The organism is Microbacterium sp. ABRD28 (assembly GCF_003850245.1).
GTDB lineage: Bacteria > Actinomycetota > Actinomycetes > Actinomycetales > Microbacteriaceae > Microbacterium.
The window spans coordinates 527,831-545,585 of record NZ_CP031015.1; the positions used below are offsets into that span (position 1 = coordinate 527,831).

Annotated in this window: 18 protein-coding genes and 2 tRNA genes; 11 read left to right on the forward strand and 9 right to left on the reverse strand. The window is 65.8% G+C overall.

All coding sequences use genetic code 11. The annotated features are described in order from the left end of the window. Window positions 1–1,300 precede the first annotated feature (1,300 nt). The 7 genes from DT073_RS02705 to rpmH form a co-directional block, all read right to left on the reverse strand. On the reverse strand, window positions 1,301–1,552 hold the full coding sequence (locus DT073_RS02705; RefSeq protein ID WP_124291998.1) for a GIY-YIG nuclease family protein: 252 nt from the start codon (window positions 1,550–1,552) through the stop codon (window positions 1,301–1,303). A gap of 162 nt (window positions 1,553–1,714) precedes the next feature. Next, window positions 1,715–2,377, reverse strand: a complete 663-nt coding sequence (gene rsmG, locus DT073_RS02710; RefSeq protein WP_205782997.1) for a 16S rRNA (guanine(527)-N(7))-methyltransferase RsmG — start codon at window positions 2,375–2,377, stop codon at window positions 1,715–1,717. Then, window positions 2,370–2,879, reverse strand: coding sequence for a Jag family protein (locus DT073_RS02715; protein WP_124292000.1), 510 nt, complete (start codon window positions 2,877–2,879; stop codon window positions 2,370–2,372). The genes rsmG and DT073_RS02715 overlap by 8 nt, the downstream gene beginning before the upstream one ends. A gap of 30 nt (window positions 2,880–2,909) precedes the next feature. After that, the gene (gene yidC / locus DT073_RS02720; protein ID WP_124292001.1) at window positions 2,910–3,959 is read right to left on the reverse strand and encodes a membrane protein insertase YidC; all 1,050 of its coding nucleotides are present in this window, start codon (window positions 3,957–3,959) and stop codon (window positions 2,910–2,912) included. 8 nt (window positions 3,960–3,967) lie between these two features. Further along, window positions 3,968–4,324: a membrane protein insertion efficiency factor YidD gene (yidD, locus tag DT073_RS02725; protein ID WP_124292002.1), complete on the reverse strand. Its 357-nt coding sequence runs from the start codon at window positions 4,322–4,324 to the stop codon at window positions 3,968–3,970. Further along, the gene (gene rnpA, locus DT073_RS02730; RefSeq protein WP_124292003.1) at window positions 4,321–4,659 is read right to left on the reverse strand and encodes a ribonuclease P protein component; all 339 of its coding nucleotides are present in this window, start codon (window positions 4,657–4,659) and stop codon (window positions 4,321–4,323) included. The genes yidD and rnpA overlap by 4 nt, the downstream gene beginning before the upstream one ends. 8 nt (window positions 4,660–4,667) lie before the next feature. Beyond that, complete coding sequence (gene rpmH / locus DT073_RS02735; protein WP_124292004.1) at window positions 4,668–4,805, reverse strand: 50S ribosomal protein L34; 138 nt, start codon at window positions 4,803–4,805, stop codon at window positions 4,668–4,670. 326 nt (window positions 4,806–5,131) lie between these two features. Here rpmH and dnaA point away from each other — a divergent pair, with 326 nt between their 5' ends. The 10 genes from dnaA (at window position 5,132) to DT073_RS02785 (ending at window position 16,019) form a co-directional block, all read left to right on the forward strand. Beyond that, window positions 5,132–6,583: a chromosomal replication initiator protein DnaA gene (gene dnaA / locus DT073_RS02740; protein WP_124292005.1), complete on the forward strand. Its 1,452-nt coding sequence runs from the start codon at window positions 5,132–5,134 to the stop codon at window positions 6,581–6,583. A 472-nt stretch (window positions 6,584–7,055) separates the two neighbouring features. Beyond that, window positions 7,056–8,207 carry a DNA polymerase III subunit beta gene (gene dnaN / locus DT073_RS02745; RefSeq protein ID WP_124292006.1) on the forward strand — a complete coding sequence of 384 codons (1,152 nt, stop codon included), beginning with the start codon at window positions 7,056–7,058 and terminating at the stop codon, window positions 8,205–8,207. A gap of 51 nt (window positions 8,208–8,258) precedes the next feature. Beyond that, a complete protein-coding gene (gene recF, locus DT073_RS02750) occupies window positions 8,259–9,527 on the forward strand; it encodes a DNA replication/repair protein RecF (protein WP_124292007.1) in 1,269 nt (422 codons plus the stop codon). After that, entirely contained in the window at window positions 9,520–10,017 is a 498-nt protein-coding gene (locus tag DT073_RS02755; protein ID WP_124292008.1) for a DciA family protein, read from the forward strand. The genes recF and DT073_RS02755 overlap by 8 nt, the downstream gene beginning before the upstream one ends. Before the next feature lie 121 nt (window positions 10,018–10,138). Further along, window positions 10,139–12,187 (forward strand): DNA topoisomerase (ATP-hydrolyzing) subunit B, encoded by a 2,049-nt coding sequence (gene gyrB, locus DT073_RS02760; RefSeq protein ID WP_124292009.1) that lies wholly within the window; start codon window positions 10,139–10,141, stop codon window positions 12,185–12,187. A 61-nt stretch (window positions 12,188–12,248) separates the two neighbouring features. Then, entirely contained in the window at window positions 12,249–14,873 is a 2,625-nt protein-coding gene (gene gyrA / locus DT073_RS02765; protein WP_124292010.1) for a DNA gyrase subunit A, read from the forward strand. After that, entirely contained in the window at window positions 14,870–15,274 is a 405-nt protein-coding gene (locus tag DT073_RS02770) for a DUF3566 domain-containing protein (RefSeq protein ID WP_124292011.1), read from the forward strand. The genes gyrA and DT073_RS02770 overlap by 4 nt, the downstream gene beginning before the upstream one ends. A 69-nt stretch (window positions 15,275–15,343) precedes the next feature. After that, window positions 15,344–15,420: transfer RNA gene (locus DT073_RS02775), tRNA-Ile, on the forward strand. 10 nt (window positions 15,421–15,430) lie between these two features. After that, a tRNA-Ala gene (locus tag DT073_RS02780) sits at window positions 15,431–15,503 on the forward strand. Between the two features lie 57 nt (window positions 15,504–15,560). Beyond that, the gene (locus DT073_RS02785; protein WP_124292012.1) at window positions 15,561–16,019 is read left to right on the forward strand and encodes an NUDIX hydrolase; all 459 of its coding nucleotides are present in this window, start codon (window positions 15,561–15,563) and stop codon (window positions 16,017–16,019) included. Here the strand turns inward: DT073_RS02785 and DT073_RS02790 are convergent. Continuing rightward, window positions 16,016–16,495 carry an aminoacyl-tRNA deacylase gene (locus DT073_RS02790; protein WP_124292013.1) on the reverse strand — a complete coding sequence of 160 codons (480 nt, stop codon included), beginning with the start codon at window positions 16,493–16,495 and terminating at the stop codon, window positions 16,016–16,018. The genes DT073_RS02785 and DT073_RS02790 overlap by 4 nt on opposite strands. Then, entirely contained in the window at window positions 16,492–17,076 is a 585-nt protein-coding gene (locus DT073_RS02795; RefSeq protein WP_124292014.1) for a DNA helicase, read from the reverse strand. Before DT073_RS02795 ends, DT073_RS02790 begins: the two co-directional genes overlap by 4 nt. Window positions 17,077–17,177: 101 nt before the next feature. On the opposite strand from DT073_RS02795, the gene DT073_RS02800 reads away from it, so the two are divergent. Beyond that, on the forward strand, window positions 17,178–17,735 hold the full coding sequence (locus DT073_RS02800) for a peptidylprolyl isomerase (protein WP_124292015.1): 558 nt from the start codon (window positions 17,178–17,180) through the stop codon (window positions 17,733–17,735). Window positions 17,736–17,755 lie beyond the last annotated feature (20 nt).

Below are 17,755 nucleotides of genomic sequence, written 5' to 3' on the forward strand. Positions count from 1 at the left end.
AGCCGCCGTACTCAGCCCCACATCCGCCTGTGACCGGCCTCGACACTTGAAGCCCTGTTCCACGTGAAACACCTACGCGGTTGAGTAGTCAGCCCAACTGCTATCCCAAGACCAATAGGCGTCCAACCGCTTGATGGTCGAGTAGGCGGCGCAACCGCCGTATCGAACCCGCTTCCGCCGCATCCGTCGGCGGCCGGCTCTTGCGCCAACGGAAGTGTTTCACGTGAAACACCGGCGTACCTACGGTGGACGAGGAGGCGGCACAACTGCCGTATCGACACCTATCCGCGCCCGTGCCCGATTTCTGCGCTCTCGGCTCTGTTTCGCGTGAGACAACCTCGGTGGTCGCGTAGTCAGCGCATCCGCCGTCTCGAGACCAACAGGCATTCAATCGCCTGGTGGGCGAGTAGGCGGCGCGCCCGCCGTGTTGAGACCCGCGCCACCCTCAGGCAGGAGTCCGAAGGTTACCCATCGCGTTTCACGTGAAACAGTGCGGTAAACCCCTGGCTGAGCAAGCCGGGCAACCGCGGTCGCTAGACGCCGATGTCGATCGCGCCGGCTGCCCGATCTCCTGGTGCCGTTGCATCCGGAAAGCATGAGCAGCGTGCGGTCGCGAACATGTTCTGAGCGGACGCTGTGTTGACACCGTCGCGCTCGACAGCCGGCTCACTCAGACGACTCGCACCTTTTCGATCCGACCCCTCACCCTCCTGCCTTGCCGACGCAGATGGGCGTCAGCTGCCTTGCGGCCCCTGGCCCCGAGATCGCACGCAATGGAGGACCGCAATCTGCTCGCGCCAAAGTGGAAATGTCGGGTCTTGATCAAACGGCCTACTTGTCTGTCAGAGGCGTTTCACGTGAAACGCACCTGGCGGGCTACGGCGCAGCCACGTGTTGCCACGCTTTCCTACTATCCCTCAGTGACGCAATCGCGCCTACGAGGTGCATACGCACACTCGCGCGCGCTACACAACAGCCGCGCACTCGAAGGACCGACCTAACGACAGACGCTGTAGCGGCTCGTCGTCTTTTCCCTCAGAGCAGTCGGGGTCCTACGGTCGCATGTAAAGGGTTCAAGCGTTTCACGTGAAACACACGGCACCTCCCGGGCCGATGACACGAGACTCAGCGCCACCGCAGACGGTCGCTGTGTGCGTGCGCCCCGCACCCTCGTGTGCGCAGCCCGCCGAGCCGGTCCGAAAGGGTTCCGTGATCCGCAAAGCACCGCGATGCCGCCCTGAGGGCGCAAACGATGTATCGGTGCCGCCTGCGCGTCATCGTGACCGACAGGGCTTGCGACTCAGTCGGTTCCATTGCTCGAGTCGTCCACGAACAAGCGCGAGAGTTTCGTTCGACCCCATCCCTGCACCTGCGTCTCGCGACGGAAAGCATCGGCAGCGTTCTCGAATTCTTCCACGGAGAGGAGACGGAGGAGGAGCGGCGCTCGCGTATACAGCGCGCCCATCTCTTCGTTGTGCTGAGTGACACGCCGCTTAAGATCGCGTGTGCTGCCGGCGTAGGTCGAGCGGTCACTGCATTCGAGGATGTCCATTTAAGCCAGGGGACGATCGTTCCCTGCGCGCCGCGCGAAGGATCGAAATGCAGGCGAGAGCGTGGATAAGTCACGCGTTTGCCGATATGCGCAGGGAGAGTGGCGGGCCAACTGCGGCGCGCGGGGAATCTCGAGTCGTTGCCTGCGCCGCTACGTGAGCGCCTAGGGACGGGCGACACGGCCGCGGAGTGCGCGGGTGGGCTCCGCCAGGACGCCCTCGCCGAGGATCTCCACTCGCGCGTCCACAACATGGAATCTGCGGAGCTGCTTCGTCGCCGCCTCGATCTCCGCCTGCGCGTTCTGACCCTTGAGGAAGATCAACTCACCCCCGTCACGCACCAGGGGTGCGGTCAACGGCAGGAGGGTCCGAAGGGCACTGACCGCGCGTGCGGTGACGGCATCGAGAACAGCCCCCTCGGACCACTCTTCCGCTCGGGCGCGCACCACCTCGACGTTCGAGAGACCGAGATCGTGGACCTGCTCCGACAGCCACGCGACACGGCGCTCCATCGGCTCGACAAGGACCCAGTGCACGTCGGGGCGCGCGATCGCCAGCACGATTCCAGGAAGGCCCGCTCCCGAACCGATGTCGCCCACCCGGCCTGCGGGGAACAACGGCGCAGCGATGACGCTGTTCAACACATGACGCGTCCACAGCCGCGGGAGTTCCAGGGGACCGATGAGCCCTCGCTCCTCGCCGTGATCCGCCAATGCCCGGGTGAACTGCCGGGCCCGATCGATCTCGGCTCCGAACAGAGCCGCGGCGACAGCCGGCTCCGCCTCGAGGGATGCCGGAGTTTCGGGGGAACCGCCCTCGTCAGCCACGTCGGATGACGGTGTGGCGGTCGGCACCCTCGCCGTACGACTCCGACACGAGACCACGCTCCGCGACGATGTCGTGGATCAGCTTGCGCTCGTAGCTCGACATCGCCGGCAACGAAGCCTGCGTCGCTCCCTCGTCCAGACGCGCGGCCGCGCGGTCCACGAGCTTCTCCAGCTCGCGCTGACGCGCGTCGCGCGAACCGCCGATATCGAGGATGACGCGCGACAGCCGACCGGTGCGATTCTGCACCGCGATGCGCGTCAGTTCCTGCAGCGCCTGCACGGTGTCAGGATCCGAGAGCAGGGAAAGCGATTGCCCACCGTCGCCCTCCAGCGACACGTAGGGACGCCCTCCGCGGACATCCAGAGTCAGATCGCCGTCGACGTCGGCGATGTCCAGGAGCCCCTCGATGAAGTCGGCCGCGATGTCGCCCTCCTGCTCCAGCTGCTCGACGGACGGCTCTTCGCGGTGCGGGCGTGCGTCAACGGGCGCGACGTCAGACATGGGTTTCCTTCGAGGGGGGAGGGTCGGGGATCAGCTCGCCGCAGGATCGGGCTTCTGCCCCGCCTGCGAATTCGGGCGCTGCTGTTTCTTGGCTCGCTGCTTGCTCATCGGCTGCTGACGCTTGGGCTGCGTCGCCTTCGCCCGCTCGGCTTCCTCGAGCAGTCGCTGCTGCTCGGCCTGGAACTTCTCGATCGGAACGACCTTGCCCGACGAGTCGATGGCCTTGCCCTTGCGTGCGAGCCGCTCCTCGCGCGCCTTCGCGGCGTCGGAACCAGGAGTCGGCATCTCACGGATGACGAGGAACTGCTGCCCCATCGTCCAGAGGTTCGACACGAACCAGTAGATGACGACACCGAGCGGGAAGAAGACACCCGAGAACACGAAGGCGAACGGCAGGACGTACAGCATGATCTTCTGCATCTGGTACGCCTGGCCGGTCTTGGCCTCGGGGGAGAGGTTCTTCGAGATGATCTGCAGCTGGGTGAAGAACTGCGAAACGATCATCAGCACGACGAGCGTGAGCAGGATGATGATCGCGACGGTGTTCTGACTGTTGAACGCGTCGATCAGGGTCTCATGGAGCGACGCGACGCCGAAGAGTTTGGCATCGTAGAACTGCTGCGTCAGCTCGTTGTTGAGCAGGCCGACACCAGCGAAATCCGGTCGGTCGGCGATGAAGCGCACGTCGTTGAGGACACTGAACAGCGCGAAGAAGATCGGCATCTGCACCAGCAGCGGCAGACAGCTCGAGACCGGCGTCGTGCCGTGCTTCTTGTAGAGAGCCATCGTCTCGCGGCTCATCGCCTCGCGAGAGAGCTGGTCGCGCTTACCCCGGTACTTCTCCTGAACCTTTCGCAGTTCAGGAGCGATCTCCATCATCTTTCGCTGGCTCTTGATCTGCCGGACGAACAGCGGGATCAGCGCCGCGCGCACCACGATGACGAGGCCGACGATCGACAGCACCCACGTGATGCCGTCTGCGGGCGGAAGCCCCACCGCGGTGAAGAGCGTGTGCCACGCGACGAGCACGAGCTCGACCACCCATTTCAGGGGCCAGAGGATGATGCCGATGAGATCCATGTGACGGATCAGTCCTTTCCAGGGGTGGCAGCCACGACGAAGCCGTGAGGGGTGATGCCGTGACGGAAATCGGGGCGGAGGGGAACGTCATCGACGCCGCCCTTCGCCCAGGGGTGGCAGCGCGCAAGCCGCGCCGCCGTCATGGCCGTCCCGACGATGGCGCCGTGCTGCTGCACCGCACCGACCGCATAGGCCGAACAGGACGGGTAGTACTTGCACACATCACCGTACGTGTGGGAGATCGTCGCACGGTAGGCATGGAGAAGACCGAGAAGCGCATTACGAGGGAGCAGCGGCACCGAGGAGACAAGAGCGGATGCGTCGAAGTGCGCCTCGCCGCGGGCATAGGCCGGCAGCACGCTCATGACGCGATCTTCCGTGACAGACACCGGGTGACTTCGTCGCGGAGGTCGGCGAATGTCGCGTTCGCCGCACTGGGGAGGGCGCGGATGACGATGTCCCGCCCCTCGCCGACATCGGGCAACGCCTCTGCACACACCGCTTTCAGCCGTCGCCGAACGGTGTTGCGTACGACCGCGCCGCCGACCTGTCGGCTGACGATAAAACCGAACCTCGGTGCCGTCGAGTCCGCGGCGCGCATCGCGTACGTCACGGTGTGAGCGCCTGCACAGCGGCGCCCCCGCCGGACGACAGCTTTATAGTCCGATCCGCGGGTGAGCCGATGCGACCGCGCGAGCACCGGTCAGATCAAGCGGAGAGCTCGGTGCGCCCCTTGGAGCGGCGAGCCGAGAGGATGGCGCGGCCGGCGCGGGTGCGCATCCGGGCGCGGAAGCCGTGCTTCTTGGCCCGGCGACGGTTGTTGGGCTGGTAGGTGCGCTTGCTCATAGAGATCAACTCCGGATCAGGTGTCACCGGGACGGGGTTCTACCCTTGGAGGACCGGGGACGACGTTACGGGGACTGCCACGAGGGCATAAGTCAACCGACTAAGGCTACGTCGAGATGCCTGAGAACTCAAACCGACGCGCTCTCCGGGCCTCTCGCCGCATTACCAGTGTGACCTACTTCGGCAGTGGCACGACACGCCGCCGCGCCATACAGTGGAGTTTGCTCCCGCGACCCGCGCTGACTAGCGTGGCTCCGGCAGTTATCCACAGGCCCGGCGTGTCGACTCCGCACGGCCTGGGACCGCGAATCTCACCCGGGGGGCACATGGCCGAGCAGGACGCACCAGATGTACCGTTCTGGCCTGCCGTCATGGAGATTCTGGCGTCGGACGAACGTGTCACCCCGCAGCTCCACGGCTTCCTGAACCTCGCCGTTCCTCAGGGTGTCATCGGGGGAACGCTCTACCTCGACGTCCCCAACGACCTCACCGCCGCACAGGTGAACAAGCGCATGCGCGCTCCGCTGCTCGAGGCTCTCTCCCGTGTGGATGTCGACGGCGGTCCGGCCGCCAGTGCTTTCCGCGTCGTGGTCAATCCCGACCTGGTCGCCACCCCGATGTCCGCCCCGGTCGCCCAGGCAGCGGCGGTGGAGCCCAACGGCTCCGCGTCGACGGTCACCGCCACGCTCACCCCGATCCGCTCGCCGCGCGAGGAGCCGATGGAGCCCGCATCGGTGTCCCGCACCGACACGCGACTGAATCCGAAGTACACCTTCGACAACTTCGTCATCGGACAGTCCAACCGATTCGCCCACGCTGCGGCGGTCGCCGTGGCCGAGGCTCCGGCCAAGGCCTATAACCCGCTGTTCATCTACGGCGACTCCGGGCTGGGGAAGACCCATCTGCTGCATGCCATCGGCGACTACGCGATCAGCCTCTACGCCGGCATCAAGGTCCGATACGTCTCGAGCGAAGAGTTCACGAACGACTTCATCAACTCCATCGCCAACAACCGCGGATCAGCGTTCCAGGCCAGGTATCGCGATGTCGACATCCTTCTCATCGACGACATCCAGTTCCTCCAGGGCCGTGCCGAGACGCAGGAAGCCTTCTTCCACACGTTCAACACACTGCATGACCACGACAAGCAGGTCGTGATCACCAGCGATGTGCCGCCCAAGCACCTCACCGGCTTCGAAGACCGCATGCGCAGCCGGTTCGAGTGGGGTCTCATCACCGACGTGCAGGCGCCCGACCTCGAGACCCGCATCGCCATCCTGCGCAAGAAGGCGCAGTCCGAGCGGTTGCACATCCCCGACGAGGTGCTGGAATACATCGCCACCGTCGTCTCCAGCAACATCCGCGAACTCGAGGGCGCGCTGATCCGCGTGTCGGCGTTCGCCAGTCTCAACCGTTCGAACCTGGACATGTCCCTGGCCCAGACGGTGCTGCGTGACATCGTCGATCAGGATGACGCGAACATCATCTCGCCGACCGACATCATCACGGCGACCGCTCAGTACTTCAAACTCACCGTCGACGACCTCTACGGCTCGAGTAGATCCCAGGCGGTGGCGACCGCGAGACAGATCGCGATGTACCTCTGTCGGGAGCGCACCAACCTGTCGCTGCCGAAGATCGGCCAGCTCTTCGGAAACCGTGATCACACGACCGTGATGTACGCCTACAAGAAGATCAGCGACCTGATGAAGGAACGTCGGTCGATCTACAACCAGGTGACCGAGATCACCACGCAGTTGGGTCGCGGCGGGCGCTGACCTCACCGATTTCCCGTGCCGCATGCGTCGCGGCATCGTGCGACGGCGTATGCCGTAATCCGTGCTTGACACGACCCCCTGGGCGACGCCATTATCCGGTTCCTCACAGTGTGGAAAACTTGTGGATAACTCGGCAGCCCTGCGGAATCACTGTGCACGCACTGCACGCACCTGTGGAGAACTGTGGATAAGCCGGGGTTCGCGTTCCGACTGTTCACCCCGTCGTCCGCAGCCGCTCCACAACTCACACGCGTGTAGTTTCCGTGTGATCAGTGGCATCTACCCGGTTCTCCACAGTTTCCACAGCTGTTAACAAGAAGACAGAGAGAGATCTAAAGAAAGCTCATCCGATCACCTCCACAGGCTCGGCCGATGGAGAGAACACGTCCGGATGCGGCGTGATGCGGGCACTAGCATGGGCGAGGCCGACTACTAGCATGAGAAGGCCCAGCCCGACGTCGAGGGAGCACCCGTGAAGTTCCACGTCAATCGCGATGTGTTCAGCGAAGCCGTGTCATTCGTGGTGAAGCTCCTTCCGCAGCGCAATCCGCAGCCGATCCTGGCCGGTGTTCTCATCGAAGCGGGCGACTCCGGGCTGTCACTGTCGGCGTTCGACTACGAAGCGTCGGCCCGCACGACGATCGACGCGACGGTCGATGAGCCCGGCACGATCCTCGTGCACGGACGCCTGCTGTCCGAGATCGCCAGCCGTCTGCCGAATGCCCCGATCCAGATCGCGGTGGAGGAGGACGGTGGAATCCTCCTCACCTGCGGGTCGGCGCGCTTCACCCTGTCGTCGATGCCGGTGCAGGAGTACCCCGCGATCCCCGAGGTCACGGGCGAATCGGGCCTCGTGCCCGCAGAGGATTTCGCCACCGCGATCGCGCAGGTGGCCTTCGCAGCATCCCGCGATGACGTCACGCCCGTCCTCACGGGCGTCCAGCTCGAGGTCACCGGCACCCGGCTCAGCCTCGTCGCCACCGACCGGTACCGCGTGGCGTTGCGCGAGATTCCGTGGGACGGCGGCTCTGCGGCATCCGACGAGGCCACCACCGCCCTCGTTCCCGCGCGCACCCTGACCGAGGTGGGCAAGACCTTCGCCCACGGCGGCGACATCTCGATCGCCTTCTCCGGCGCGGGTGACCGCGAGATCATCGCCTTCACCGCCGGCAACAAGACAGTGACCTCCCTGCTGATCAAGGGCAACTTCCCGCCCGTGCGGCGGCTGTTCCCCGAGCAGACCGAGCACCATGCCGTGGTCAATACCGCCGAACTGGCCGAGGCCGTGCGTCGCGTCTCGCTGGTGCTCGACCGGTCTGCACCGCTGCGATTCACCTTCACCTCCGAAGGGGTGGCCATGGACGCGTCGGGCACCGAGCAGGCCCGCGCGACCGAGTCGGTGGATGCCACGCTCCTCGGCGACGACGTGACGCTGGGTCTGAACCCGCAGTACCTTCTCGAATCCCTGGGCGCGGTGCGCAGCGAGTTCACGCGCATCACGTTCACCTCGAGCGAGAACGCCAACAAGCTCAGCCCGGTGCTCATCACCCCGCAGACCTCGGTCGACAAGGGTGGCGCGGAGTCGTTCAAGTACCTGCTGCAGCCGAACCTGCTGCTGCGCTGAGTCGCTCCGGGCCTCCGGATCGACGTCGGAGCGTCGAACTAGGCTGTCACGGTGATCGTCGAGCATCTGAGTCTGGCCGACTTCCGCAATTACGCGGCCGTCGACCTTGCTCTGCGCCCGGGTCCCAACGTCTTCGTCGGCAAGAACGGGCAGGGGAAGACGAATCTCGTCGAGGCGATCGCCTTCTTCGCCACCCTGGGGTCGCATCGGGTCTCGAATGATGCGCCGATGGTGCGCGACGGAGCCGAATACGCGATCGTTCGTGCACGACTCGCCCATGGGGAGCGTCGCGTGCAGCTCGAAGCCCAGGTCAACCGACAGGGATCCAACAAGGCACGCGTCAACGGAGCGCCCGTGCGCACGGCCGAATTGCCGCGTTATGCGCAAGTGGTGCTGTTCGCCCCCGAGGACCTCCAGATCGTTCGCGGCGATCCGTCGGCGCGACGCCGTTTCGCCGATCAGCTGCTGGTGCAGCGAGCCCCGCGCATGGCCGGAGTGCTCGCCGACTACGATCGCGTGCTCAAGCAGCGCACCGCACTGCTGAAGTCGGCGCGCGCCCGCGGACTCAAAGCCGAGGCCCTTTCGACCCTCGATGTGTGGGACGACAAGCTCGTCACGCTCGGAACCGAGATCATCCGTGCGCGGATCGCACTCGCCGCCGATCTCACCCCGCCTGTCGCCGCGGCGTACCGTGCGATCGCGGGCGAGGATCACCGACCCGAGCTCGAATGGGCCCTGTCGTTCTCGCGCGATTCCGATTCCGATTCCGATTCCGATTCCGACGAGGATGCCACCACCACCGCGGACGAGCCGAGGACAGATGCCGCGTTCGTGGCCATTCCCTCGACCGCCGACGTCGTCGCCCAGTTCCGTGCCGCCCTGGCAGCGCGGCGTCCCGCCGAACTCGATCGCGGCGTCACGCTCGTCGGTCCGCATCGAGACGACCTCGTTCTCCGTGTGCGCGGACTGCCCGTCAAAGGCTATGCATCGCACGGCGAGTCGTGGTCGGTCGCCCTGTCGCTGCGTCTCGCGTCGGCCGAACTGCTGCGGGCCGACTCGCAGCTCGGCGACCCGATCGTCATCCTCGATGATGTCTTCGCCGAACTCGACAGCGGGCGTCGGGGACGCCTGGCGGAGTTGACGGCGGGGTTCGAGCAGGTGATCGTCACGGCAGCGGTCGGCGCCGATGTGCCCGGAGCGCTGCGCGCGCACACGCTCCGGGTCGAGGCGGGCGAGATCTTCGATTCCGAGGACTCCGAGTCACCGGCGCCGGCGGTCCTCGCCGTCGACCGCCTCGGTGGGGGCGTCGCGAATGACTGAGGCCGACGCCGAATCGGTTCCCGAGACGATTGCCACCTACCTGCGTCTTCGCGGTCTCGATCCGTCTCCTCGGGCACTGCGTCGTCGCCGTCGCACACGTGACGTCGACGAGGCGCATCAGCCCTTCGCGCCGGGGCGCGATCCCAAAGGAGTGGCCGACGTGCTCGCCGATCTCACCCGGCAGGCCGGGTGGGAGCCCCAGTTGGCCCGAGAAGACGTGGTGCGCACGTGGAACGAGGTGGCCGGCGAGAACACGGCGCAGCACACCCGTCCAGTGGCCTTCGACCGCGGCATCCTCACCGTCCAAGCCGACTCGACGGCGTGGGCCAAGCAACTGCAGCTGATGCGCGCACACATCCTGTCGGAGATCGTTCGCCGCTACCCCGAGGCGGGTGTGGAGTCCATCCGTTTCATCGGGCCGGACGTCCCCTCCTGGAAATGGGGTCCGAGAGCCATTCCAGGGCGCGGTCCGCGCGATACCTACGGTTGAGCCACGTCCGATCCTGTCCGGACGCATTTCATGCCGCCACAGCGGCGTAGAGGGCGTGAAACGAGTCATCGACTTGATAGACTGTGAAGGTTCGTGAACCGATGTGGAGCGCTGGAAATCTATGACGTCTGTGACCCCTGAAAGCGTTCCCGAAAGCACCGAGCCGCGTTCCGCGGACAACCGCGTGGCAGGCGAATACGGAGCCGACGACATCCAGGTGCTCGAGGGCCTCGAAGCGGTCCGCAAACGCCCGGGCATGTACATCGGCTCGACCGGCGAGCGCGGCCTGCACCACCTCGTCTACGAGATCGTCGACAACGCCGTCGACGAGGCGCTCGCGGGCTACTGCGACGCCATCGAGGTCACGATCCTCGAAGACGGCGCCATCCGCGTGATCGACAACGGCCGCGGCATCCCTGTCGACATGCACCGCACGGAGGGCAAATCCACCGTCGAGGTCGTCTTGACCGTGCTGCACGCCGGCGGCAAGTTCGGTGGCGGCGGCTACGCGGTCTCGGGTGGTCTGCACGGGGTCGGTTCATCGGTCGTGAACGCGCTGTCGTCTCGCCTCGAGGTCGAGGTGCGCCGCCAGGGCCACGTCTGGCGTCAGTCGTATCGCGACGGCGGTGTGCCGCAGGCACCCCTGTCGAAGGACGAGCCGAGCGACCAGACCGGAACGACGGTGACCTTCTGGCCCGACGCCGGCATCTTCGACACCGTCGATTTCGACTACGAGACCCTGCGCACCCGCTTCCAGCAGATGGCGTTCCTCAACAAGGGGCTGCGGATCACCCTGAGCGACGAGCGCGAAAGCGCCGTGTCGGTCGAGGCCGACGAGTCCGGCGAGGAGAAGCCGCACCATCCGCGTGACAGCTTCTTCTACGAGCGCGGCCTGGTCGACTACGTCGAGTACCTGAACAAGGTGCGCCGGGCCGAGATCGTCAACGAAGAGGTGATCGCGTTCGAGTCCGAAGATACCGACCGCAAGATCGCCCTCGAGATGGCGATGCAGTGGACCACGAGCTACACCGAGAACGTATTCACCTTCGCCAACACCATCAACACCCACGAGGGCGGGACGCACGAGGAAGGGTTCCGCGCGGCGCTGACCGCGCTCGTGAACCGGTACGCCCGCGCCAACAACCTCCTGAAGGAGAAGGACGAGAATCTTTCGGGTGAGGATGTCCGCGAGGGCCTCACCGCGGTCATCTCCGTCAAGCTCTCGGAGCCGCAGTTCGAGGGGCAGACCAAGACCAAGCTCGGCAACACCGAGGCCAAGGCGTTCGTGCAGAAGGTCGTCGGCGATCGGCTGGGCGATTGGTTCGACCGCAATCCGGTGCAGGCGAAGAACATCATCCGGAAGGCCATCGATGCCGCGACCGCACGCCTTGCGGCCCGGAAAGCCCGTGAAACCGCGCGCCGCAAGAGTGTCTTCGAGTCGGCAGCGATGCCCGACAAGCTGAAGGACTGCACCAGCAAAGACCCCTCGATCAGCGAGATCTTCCTCGTCGAGGGTGACTCGGCCGGCGGATCGGCCGTGCAGGGGCGTGACCCGCGTACGCAGGCGATCCTCGCTCTGCGCGGCAAGATCCTCAATGTCGAGCGTGCGCGCCTGGATCGCGCGCTCGGAAACAAAGAGGTCCAAGCGATGATCCAGGCCTTCGGCACGGGCATCGGCGAGGACTTCGACATCACGAAGGCGCGCTACCACAAGATCGTGCTGATGGCCGATGCCGACGTCGATGGTCAGCACATCACGACGCTCCTGCTCACTCTCCTCTTCCGCTACATGCGCGGGCTGATCGAGGCGGGTTACGTCTACCTCGCACAGCCGCCGCTCTTCCGGCTGAAGTGGTCGAATGCCGATCATGAGTACGCCTTCAGCGACCGGGAGCGCGACGCGATGCTCGTCGAAGGGCAGGCCCGCGGCAACCGACTGCCCAAGGCCAACGATGGTGGCATCCAGCGCTACAAGGGTCTCGGCGAGATGAACGATCACGAGCTCTGGGAGACCACGATGAATCCCGAGACCCGGATCCTCCGCCAGGTGACCATCGACGACGCCGCGGCGGCCGACGAGATCTTCTCGGTCCTGATGGGCGAAGACGTCGAATCGCGGCGCGGATTCATCCAGCGCAACGCCAAAGACGTGCGCTTCCTCGACATCTGACGACGCGATCCATGCGCGTTCCGTCTCGCGCGAGACGAAACGAAGAAAGTAGAGACAACTGATGGCTGACGACGAGCGTCCTGACGCGAACGCCGGACACAACCACGGACGCATCGACCAGGTCGACCTGCAGCTGGAGATGCAGCGCAGTTACCTCGACTACGCGATGAGCGTGATCGTGGGTCGTGCCCTGCCGCGGGTGGAGGACGGCCTGAAGCCCGTGCACCGCCGGGTGATCTACGGCATGTACGACGGGGGCTACCGTCCCGACAAGGCCTTCTCGAAGTGCACCCGTGTCGTCGGCGAGGTCATGGGTCAGTTCCACCCGCACGGTGACGCACCGATCTACGACACCCTCGTCCGTCTCGTCCAGCCGTGGGCACTGCGGTACCCGCTCGCCCTCGGCCAGGGCAACTTCGGATCACCCGGCAACCAGGGCGCTGCGGCACCTCGATACACCGAGACGAAGATGGCTCCTCTCGCGCTGGAGATGGTGCGCGACATCGAAGAGGAGACGGTCGACTTCGAGCCGAACTACGACGGACGCACCCAGGAGCCCGTCGTTCTCCCCTCTCGGTTCCCCAACCTGCTCGTCAACGGATCCGTCGGCATCGCGGTCGGTATGGCCACCAACATCCCTCCCCACAACCTGCGAGAGGTGGCCTCCGGTGCGCTGTGGGCGCTCGAGAACCCGGATGCCACGCGCGAGGAGCTGCTCGAGGCGCTGATGGAGCGCATCCCCGGGCCGGACTTCCCCACCTCGGCGCAGATCCTCGGCACCCGTGGCATCAAAGAGGCGTACCGTACCGGTCGCGGGTCGATCACCATGCGGGCGGTGGTGAACGTCGAGGAGATCCAGGGTCGCACCTGCCTCGTGATCACCGAGCTGCCTTACCAGGTGAACCCCGACAACGTCGCCGTGAAGATCGGCGACCTCGCCCGTGACGGCAAGATCACCGGCATCGCCGACATCCGCGACGAGACCTCGGGCCGCACGGGTCAGCGCCTGGTCATCGTCCTCAAGCGCGACGCGGTCGCCAAGGTCGTGCTGAACAACCTGTACAAGCACACGCAGCTCCAGGAGAACTTCGGCGCCAACATGCTGGCGATCGTCGACGGTGTGCCCCGCACTCTTTCGCTCGACCAGTTCATCTCGTACTGGATCACGCACCAGGTCGATGTGATCGTCCGCCGCACCCGCTTCCGCCTGCGCAAGGCCGAGGAGCGGATGCACATCCTCCGCGGCTACCTGAAGGCGCTCGACGCGCTCGACGAGGTCATCGCGCTCATCCGCCGGTCGCCGACCGTCGACGACGCGCGCGAAGGCCTGAAGTCCCTCCTCGACATCGACGATCTCCAGGCGGACGCGATCCTGGCGATGCAGCTGCGTCGTCTGGCGGCCCTGGAGCGCCAGAAGATCGTCGACGAGGCGCGCGAGATCGAAGCGCAGATCGCCGAGTTCAACGCGATCCTCGCCGATCCGGCACGTCAGCGCGAGATCATCCGCGACGAGCTGACCGCCATCGTGGAAAGGTTCGGCGACGACCGCCGCACCGAGATCCTGCCCGGATACGACGGCGACATGTCGGTCGAAGACCTGATCCCCGAAGAGGAGATGGTCGTCACCGTCACCCGCGACGGTTACATCAAGCGCACGCGCAGCGACAACTACCGCTCGCAGCACCGCGGCGGTCGCGGGGTGAAGGGGGCGCAGCTTCGCGCCGACGATGTGGTGGAGCACTTCTTCGTCACCACCACCCATCACTGGCTGCTCTTCTTCACCACGAAGGGCCGGGTCTACCGCGCGAAGGCGTACGAGGTCCCCGAGGCCGGTCGCGACGCCAAGGGACAGCACGTCGCGAACCTGCTCGCGCTGCAGCCCGGCGAGGAGATCGCGCAGATCCTCGACATCCGTGACTACAACGTCGCCACGCACCTCGTGCTCGCAACGCGCAGCGGACTGGTCAAGAAGACCCGCCTCACCGAGTACGACACGAACCGTCAGGGCGGGGTCATCGCGATCAAGCTGCGCGGCGCCGATGAGGAGAACGGTGACGAGCTCGTCAGCGCGATGCTCGTGAACGACGGCGACGACCTCCTTCTCATCAGTCGGCACGGGATGTCGCTGCGCTTCACCGCCACCGATGAGGCGCTGCGTCCGATGGGCCGCGCCACCGAAGGTGTGAAGGGCATGTCGTTCCGGGGCGATGACTCGCTCCTGTCGGCCTCGGTGGTCTCGGAAGACGGATTCGTCTTCGTCGTCACCGAAGGCGGTTATGCCAAGCGCACCTCCGTCGACCAGTACCGCAGTCAGACACGCGGCGGTCTCGGCATCAAGGTGGCGCGTCTGACGGAGGATCGCGGCGTTCTCGCGGGCGGTCTCATCGCCTCGGAGGACGACGAGGTCTTGGTGGTCCTTGCCAGCGGCAAGGTGGTACGCTCTGCGGTGGCCGAGGTGCCTGCCAAGGGACGCGACACGATGGGTGTCGTGTTCGCCCGTGCCGGCGACGATGATCGGATCATCGCGATCGCCAGGAACTCCGAGCGTAATCTCACAGAGAACGGCGAGGCACCCGAGGCAGACTCGAGTCTGGCGGCCGACCCAGACCTCCCGGCCGGTGCGGTGCCGCAGGAGGCGGATGCACCCGACACCCCTGAGACGCCCGAAGGAAGTACTGACGCATGAGCACGGTAGCCGACAAGCTCGCCCGTAAATCCAGCAGCAAGACCAGCGCCAAGCAGGTGCGCCTGCGTCTGGTGTACGTCGACTTCTGGTCGGCGGTCAAGCTGTCGTTCCTCGCGGCCGTGGCTGTGGCGATCGTCACGGTCGTCTCGCTGGTCATGATCTACCTCGTGGTGTCGACCACCGGGCTCATCGCCGAGGTCGACGAGCTGCTGGCCAGCTTCACCGACGGCGGATTCGTGCTGGCGCAGTTCCTCGGTCTTCCGCAGGTGCTCGCGTTCGCGGCGGTCGTGGGCATCTTGAACCTCGTCGTGGTCACGGTGCTCGGTGCGGTCATGGCCGGCATCTACAACCTGGCGGTCAAGGTCACCGGCGGCCTGCTGGTCGGCTTCACCTCCAACTGACCGATTCGAGAAAACCGGTCGCGTCCGGTAATCTCTTGGAGGTTGACGACGCGAGTCGCCGACACAATCGGGGCTATAGCTCAGGCGGTTAGAGCGCTTCACTGATAATGAAGAGGTCCCAGGTTCAAGTCCTGGTAGCCCCACCATCCCTGCCCCGGGGCCTTAGCTCAGTTGGTAGAGCGCCTGCTTTGCAAGCAGGATGTCAGGAGTTCGAATCTCCTAGGCTCCACAGCGAAGAAGGGCCGGCCCGGAGGGTCGGCCCTTCTGCTGGTTTAGGGTCGTGCGTATGGACCTGCGCGTCGCCGCGTACGCGGTCGTCGTCGACGCCGCGGACCGCCTCCTCCTCGCACACTGGAACGAGGGGCGCCGGGCCGCCTGGACGCTCCCCGGGGGCGGCCTCGAGCCTGGCGAGGATCCGGCATCGGCGGCCCGCCGCGAAGTCTTCGAGGAAACCGGCTTCGACGTCGAACTCGCCGAACTGCTCGGAATCAACTCCCGCGTCATTCCGGGCAACCGCCGCATCACTCCCGGTGCGACCGAGCCGCTTCACACCCTGCAGATCGTCTACCGTGCGCATGTCACCGGCGGACGACTGCGCCACGAGGTCGGCGGCAGTACCGACCGGGCCGGGTGGTTCTCGCTCAGTGAGGTGGCTCGGCTGCAGCACGTGCGGTTGGTCGACATCGCCCTCGGGATGGCGGGGTACACCGATCAGGAACCGGGCGTCGCCGCCGCGTCGGGTTAGTTTCCCTCTGCCGGCTGCGAGATGTCCGCCACCGTCGCGCCGTAGGCGGCGATCAGCGCATCGGCATCGACGAAGAGGCTGTAGCCGTGCGCGCCCGCGCCCATCGCGATCCGCTCGCCCACGATCCGCTCATCGGCGTAGATCGGCCAGTCGGTGGTGCTTCCGATGGGCACGATCGTCCCTCGCTCGTAACCGGTCGCGGCGAGAGCGGCATCCGGATCAGGAAGCTTCAGACGATTGACGCCGACGACCGCGCGGAGCTTCGGCCATGAGATCGCCCGATCGCCCGGGACGAGGGCGAACAGATACGAGTCATCCGCTCTTTTCACCACCAGCGTTTTGACGATGCCCGCGGGAGGTATTCCGAGAAGCTCGGCCGCCTCGGGAAGGCTCTTCGCCGCCGGACGCTCACGAAACTCGACGGAGAGGCCGCGCTGATCGGCGGCCTCTCTCACACGTTCTAACGCTGAGTTCAAGCGTCGGGGGCGCGCAGCGGGTCGTCGGCCACCCACAGCTCGTCGTCTGCCCGCAGGGTCTGCCAGGCGGCATAGAGCACGCCGGCAGCGGCGGCGACGCCGAGGATGATGGCGATGACGCCGCCCGCGCCCATGCCCTGCTTCTTGGGCTCGAGCACCGAGAACTTCTTCGACAGCGCCTTCGTGGCGTCCTTGCCGTACTTCTCGGCCTTCTTGGAGTACGTCTTCGAGTCGGGCAGCGCCAGACCCTTCCCCTTGGCCAGCCGTGCGCGGGTGTCATTGGCCGCATCCCACACCGACATCGCCGAACCGACCACGGCGCCCGTGGCGGGAATGACACGGTGGGTGAGCACATCACGCGAGACGTCGAGGCTCTTGGTGATGTACGGCTCGGCGTACTTGCCGTACGTGGCCTGCACCTGGGGGCCGAGGTCTTCGCGACCGTACTTGCCGAGCTGGCGGCCGGCTTCACGGGCGACGTTCGCGGCCTGGCCGACGAGCACCTGCTGCGACTCCCACAGATTGTTGGCTTCACGCTGAAGCTTGCGGAGTTCCTTCTTGCGCTTACGGCTGAGGCTCACGGGGCCCTCCCTCTGGACAGGCGTGATCGGACGTTTCGTCCATCTTGCCAGACTGCCCCCTGACCGCCAGGGCTTGCACGGGACTCTGAAAGAATGTACTCATGCCCATTCACACCGCTGTCGCCACGATCCACACCAACCACGGAGACATCGTGGTCAACCTCTTCGGCGACCAGGCCCCCCGCACGGTTCAGAACTTCGTCGGCCTCGCCGACGGCTCGGGCTCCTGGACCCACCCCGCCACCGGCAAGCCCGGCGAAGGCCCCCTCTACAACGGTGTCATCTTCCACCGCATCATCCCCGGCTTCATGATCCAGGGCGGCGACCCGCTCGGCCAGGGCACCGGCGGCCCGGGATACACCTTCAACGACGAGATCAGCCCCGAGCTCGACTTCAACGCCCCCTACAAGCTGGCGATGGCCAACGCCGGTCTCCGCCGCAACGGCCTCACCGGCAAGCCCGAGGGCACCAACGGCTCGCAGTTCTTCATCACCACCGACCCGACCCCGTGGCTGCAGGGCAAGCACACGATCTTCGGCGAGGTCGCCGACGACGCCTCGCGCGCCGTCGTCGACGCGATCGCGAAGGTTCCCACCGCAGCCGGCGACCGTCCGGTCGAGCCGGTCGTCATCGAGTCGATCGACGTCGTCACCGCCTGAGCGGCGGCGCCGCTGACACG

Excerpts from the sequence above, each read along its gene's own strand:
- gyrA (WP_124292010.1), top strand. The coding sequence starts at position 12,249 with ATGGCTGACGACGAGCGTCCTGACGCGAACGCCGGACACAACCACGGA.
- yidD (WP_124292002.1), bottom strand. The coding sequence starts at position 4,324 with ATGAGCGTGCTGCCGGCCTATGCCCGCGGCGAGGCGCACTTCGACGCA.
- dnaA (WP_124292005.1), top strand. The coding sequence starts at position 5,132 with ATGGCCGAGCAGGACGCACCAGATGTACCGTTCTGGCCTGCCGTCATG.
- DT073_RS02770 (WP_124292011.1), top strand. The coding sequence starts at position 14,870 with ATGAGCACGGTAGCCGACAAGCTCGCCCGTAAATCCAGCAGCAAGACC.
- DT073_RS02715 (WP_124292000.1), bottom strand. The coding sequence starts at position 2,879 with ATGTCTGACGTCGCGCCCGTTGACGCACGCCCGCACCGCGAAGAGCCG.
- DT073_RS02755 (WP_124292008.1), top strand. The coding sequence starts at position 9,520 with ATGACTGAGGCCGACGCCGAATCGGTTCCCGAGACGATTGCCACCTAC.
- DT073_RS02800 (WP_124292015.1), top strand. The coding sequence starts at position 17,178 with ATGCCCATTCACACCGCTGTCGCCACGATCCACACCAACCACGGAGAC.
- DT073_RS02785 (WP_124292012.1), top strand. The coding sequence starts at position 15,561 with ATGGACCTGCGCGTCGCCGCGTACGCGGTCGTCGTCGACGCCGCGGAC.
- DT073_RS02705 (WP_124291998.1), bottom strand. The coding sequence starts at position 1,552 with ATGGACATCCTCGAATGCAGTGACCGCTCGACCTACGCCGGCAGCACA.
- yidC (WP_124292001.1), bottom strand. The coding sequence starts at position 3,959 with ATGGATCTCATCGGCATCATCCTCTGGCCCCTGAAATGGGTGGTCGAG.
- gyrB (WP_124292009.1), top strand. The coding sequence starts at position 10,139 with ATGACGTCTGTGACCCCTGAAAGCGTTCCCGAAAGCACCGAGCCGCGT.
- rpmH (WP_124292004.1), bottom strand. The coding sequence starts at position 4,805 with ATGAGCAAGCGCACCTACCAGCCCAACAACCGTCGCCGGGCCAAGAAG.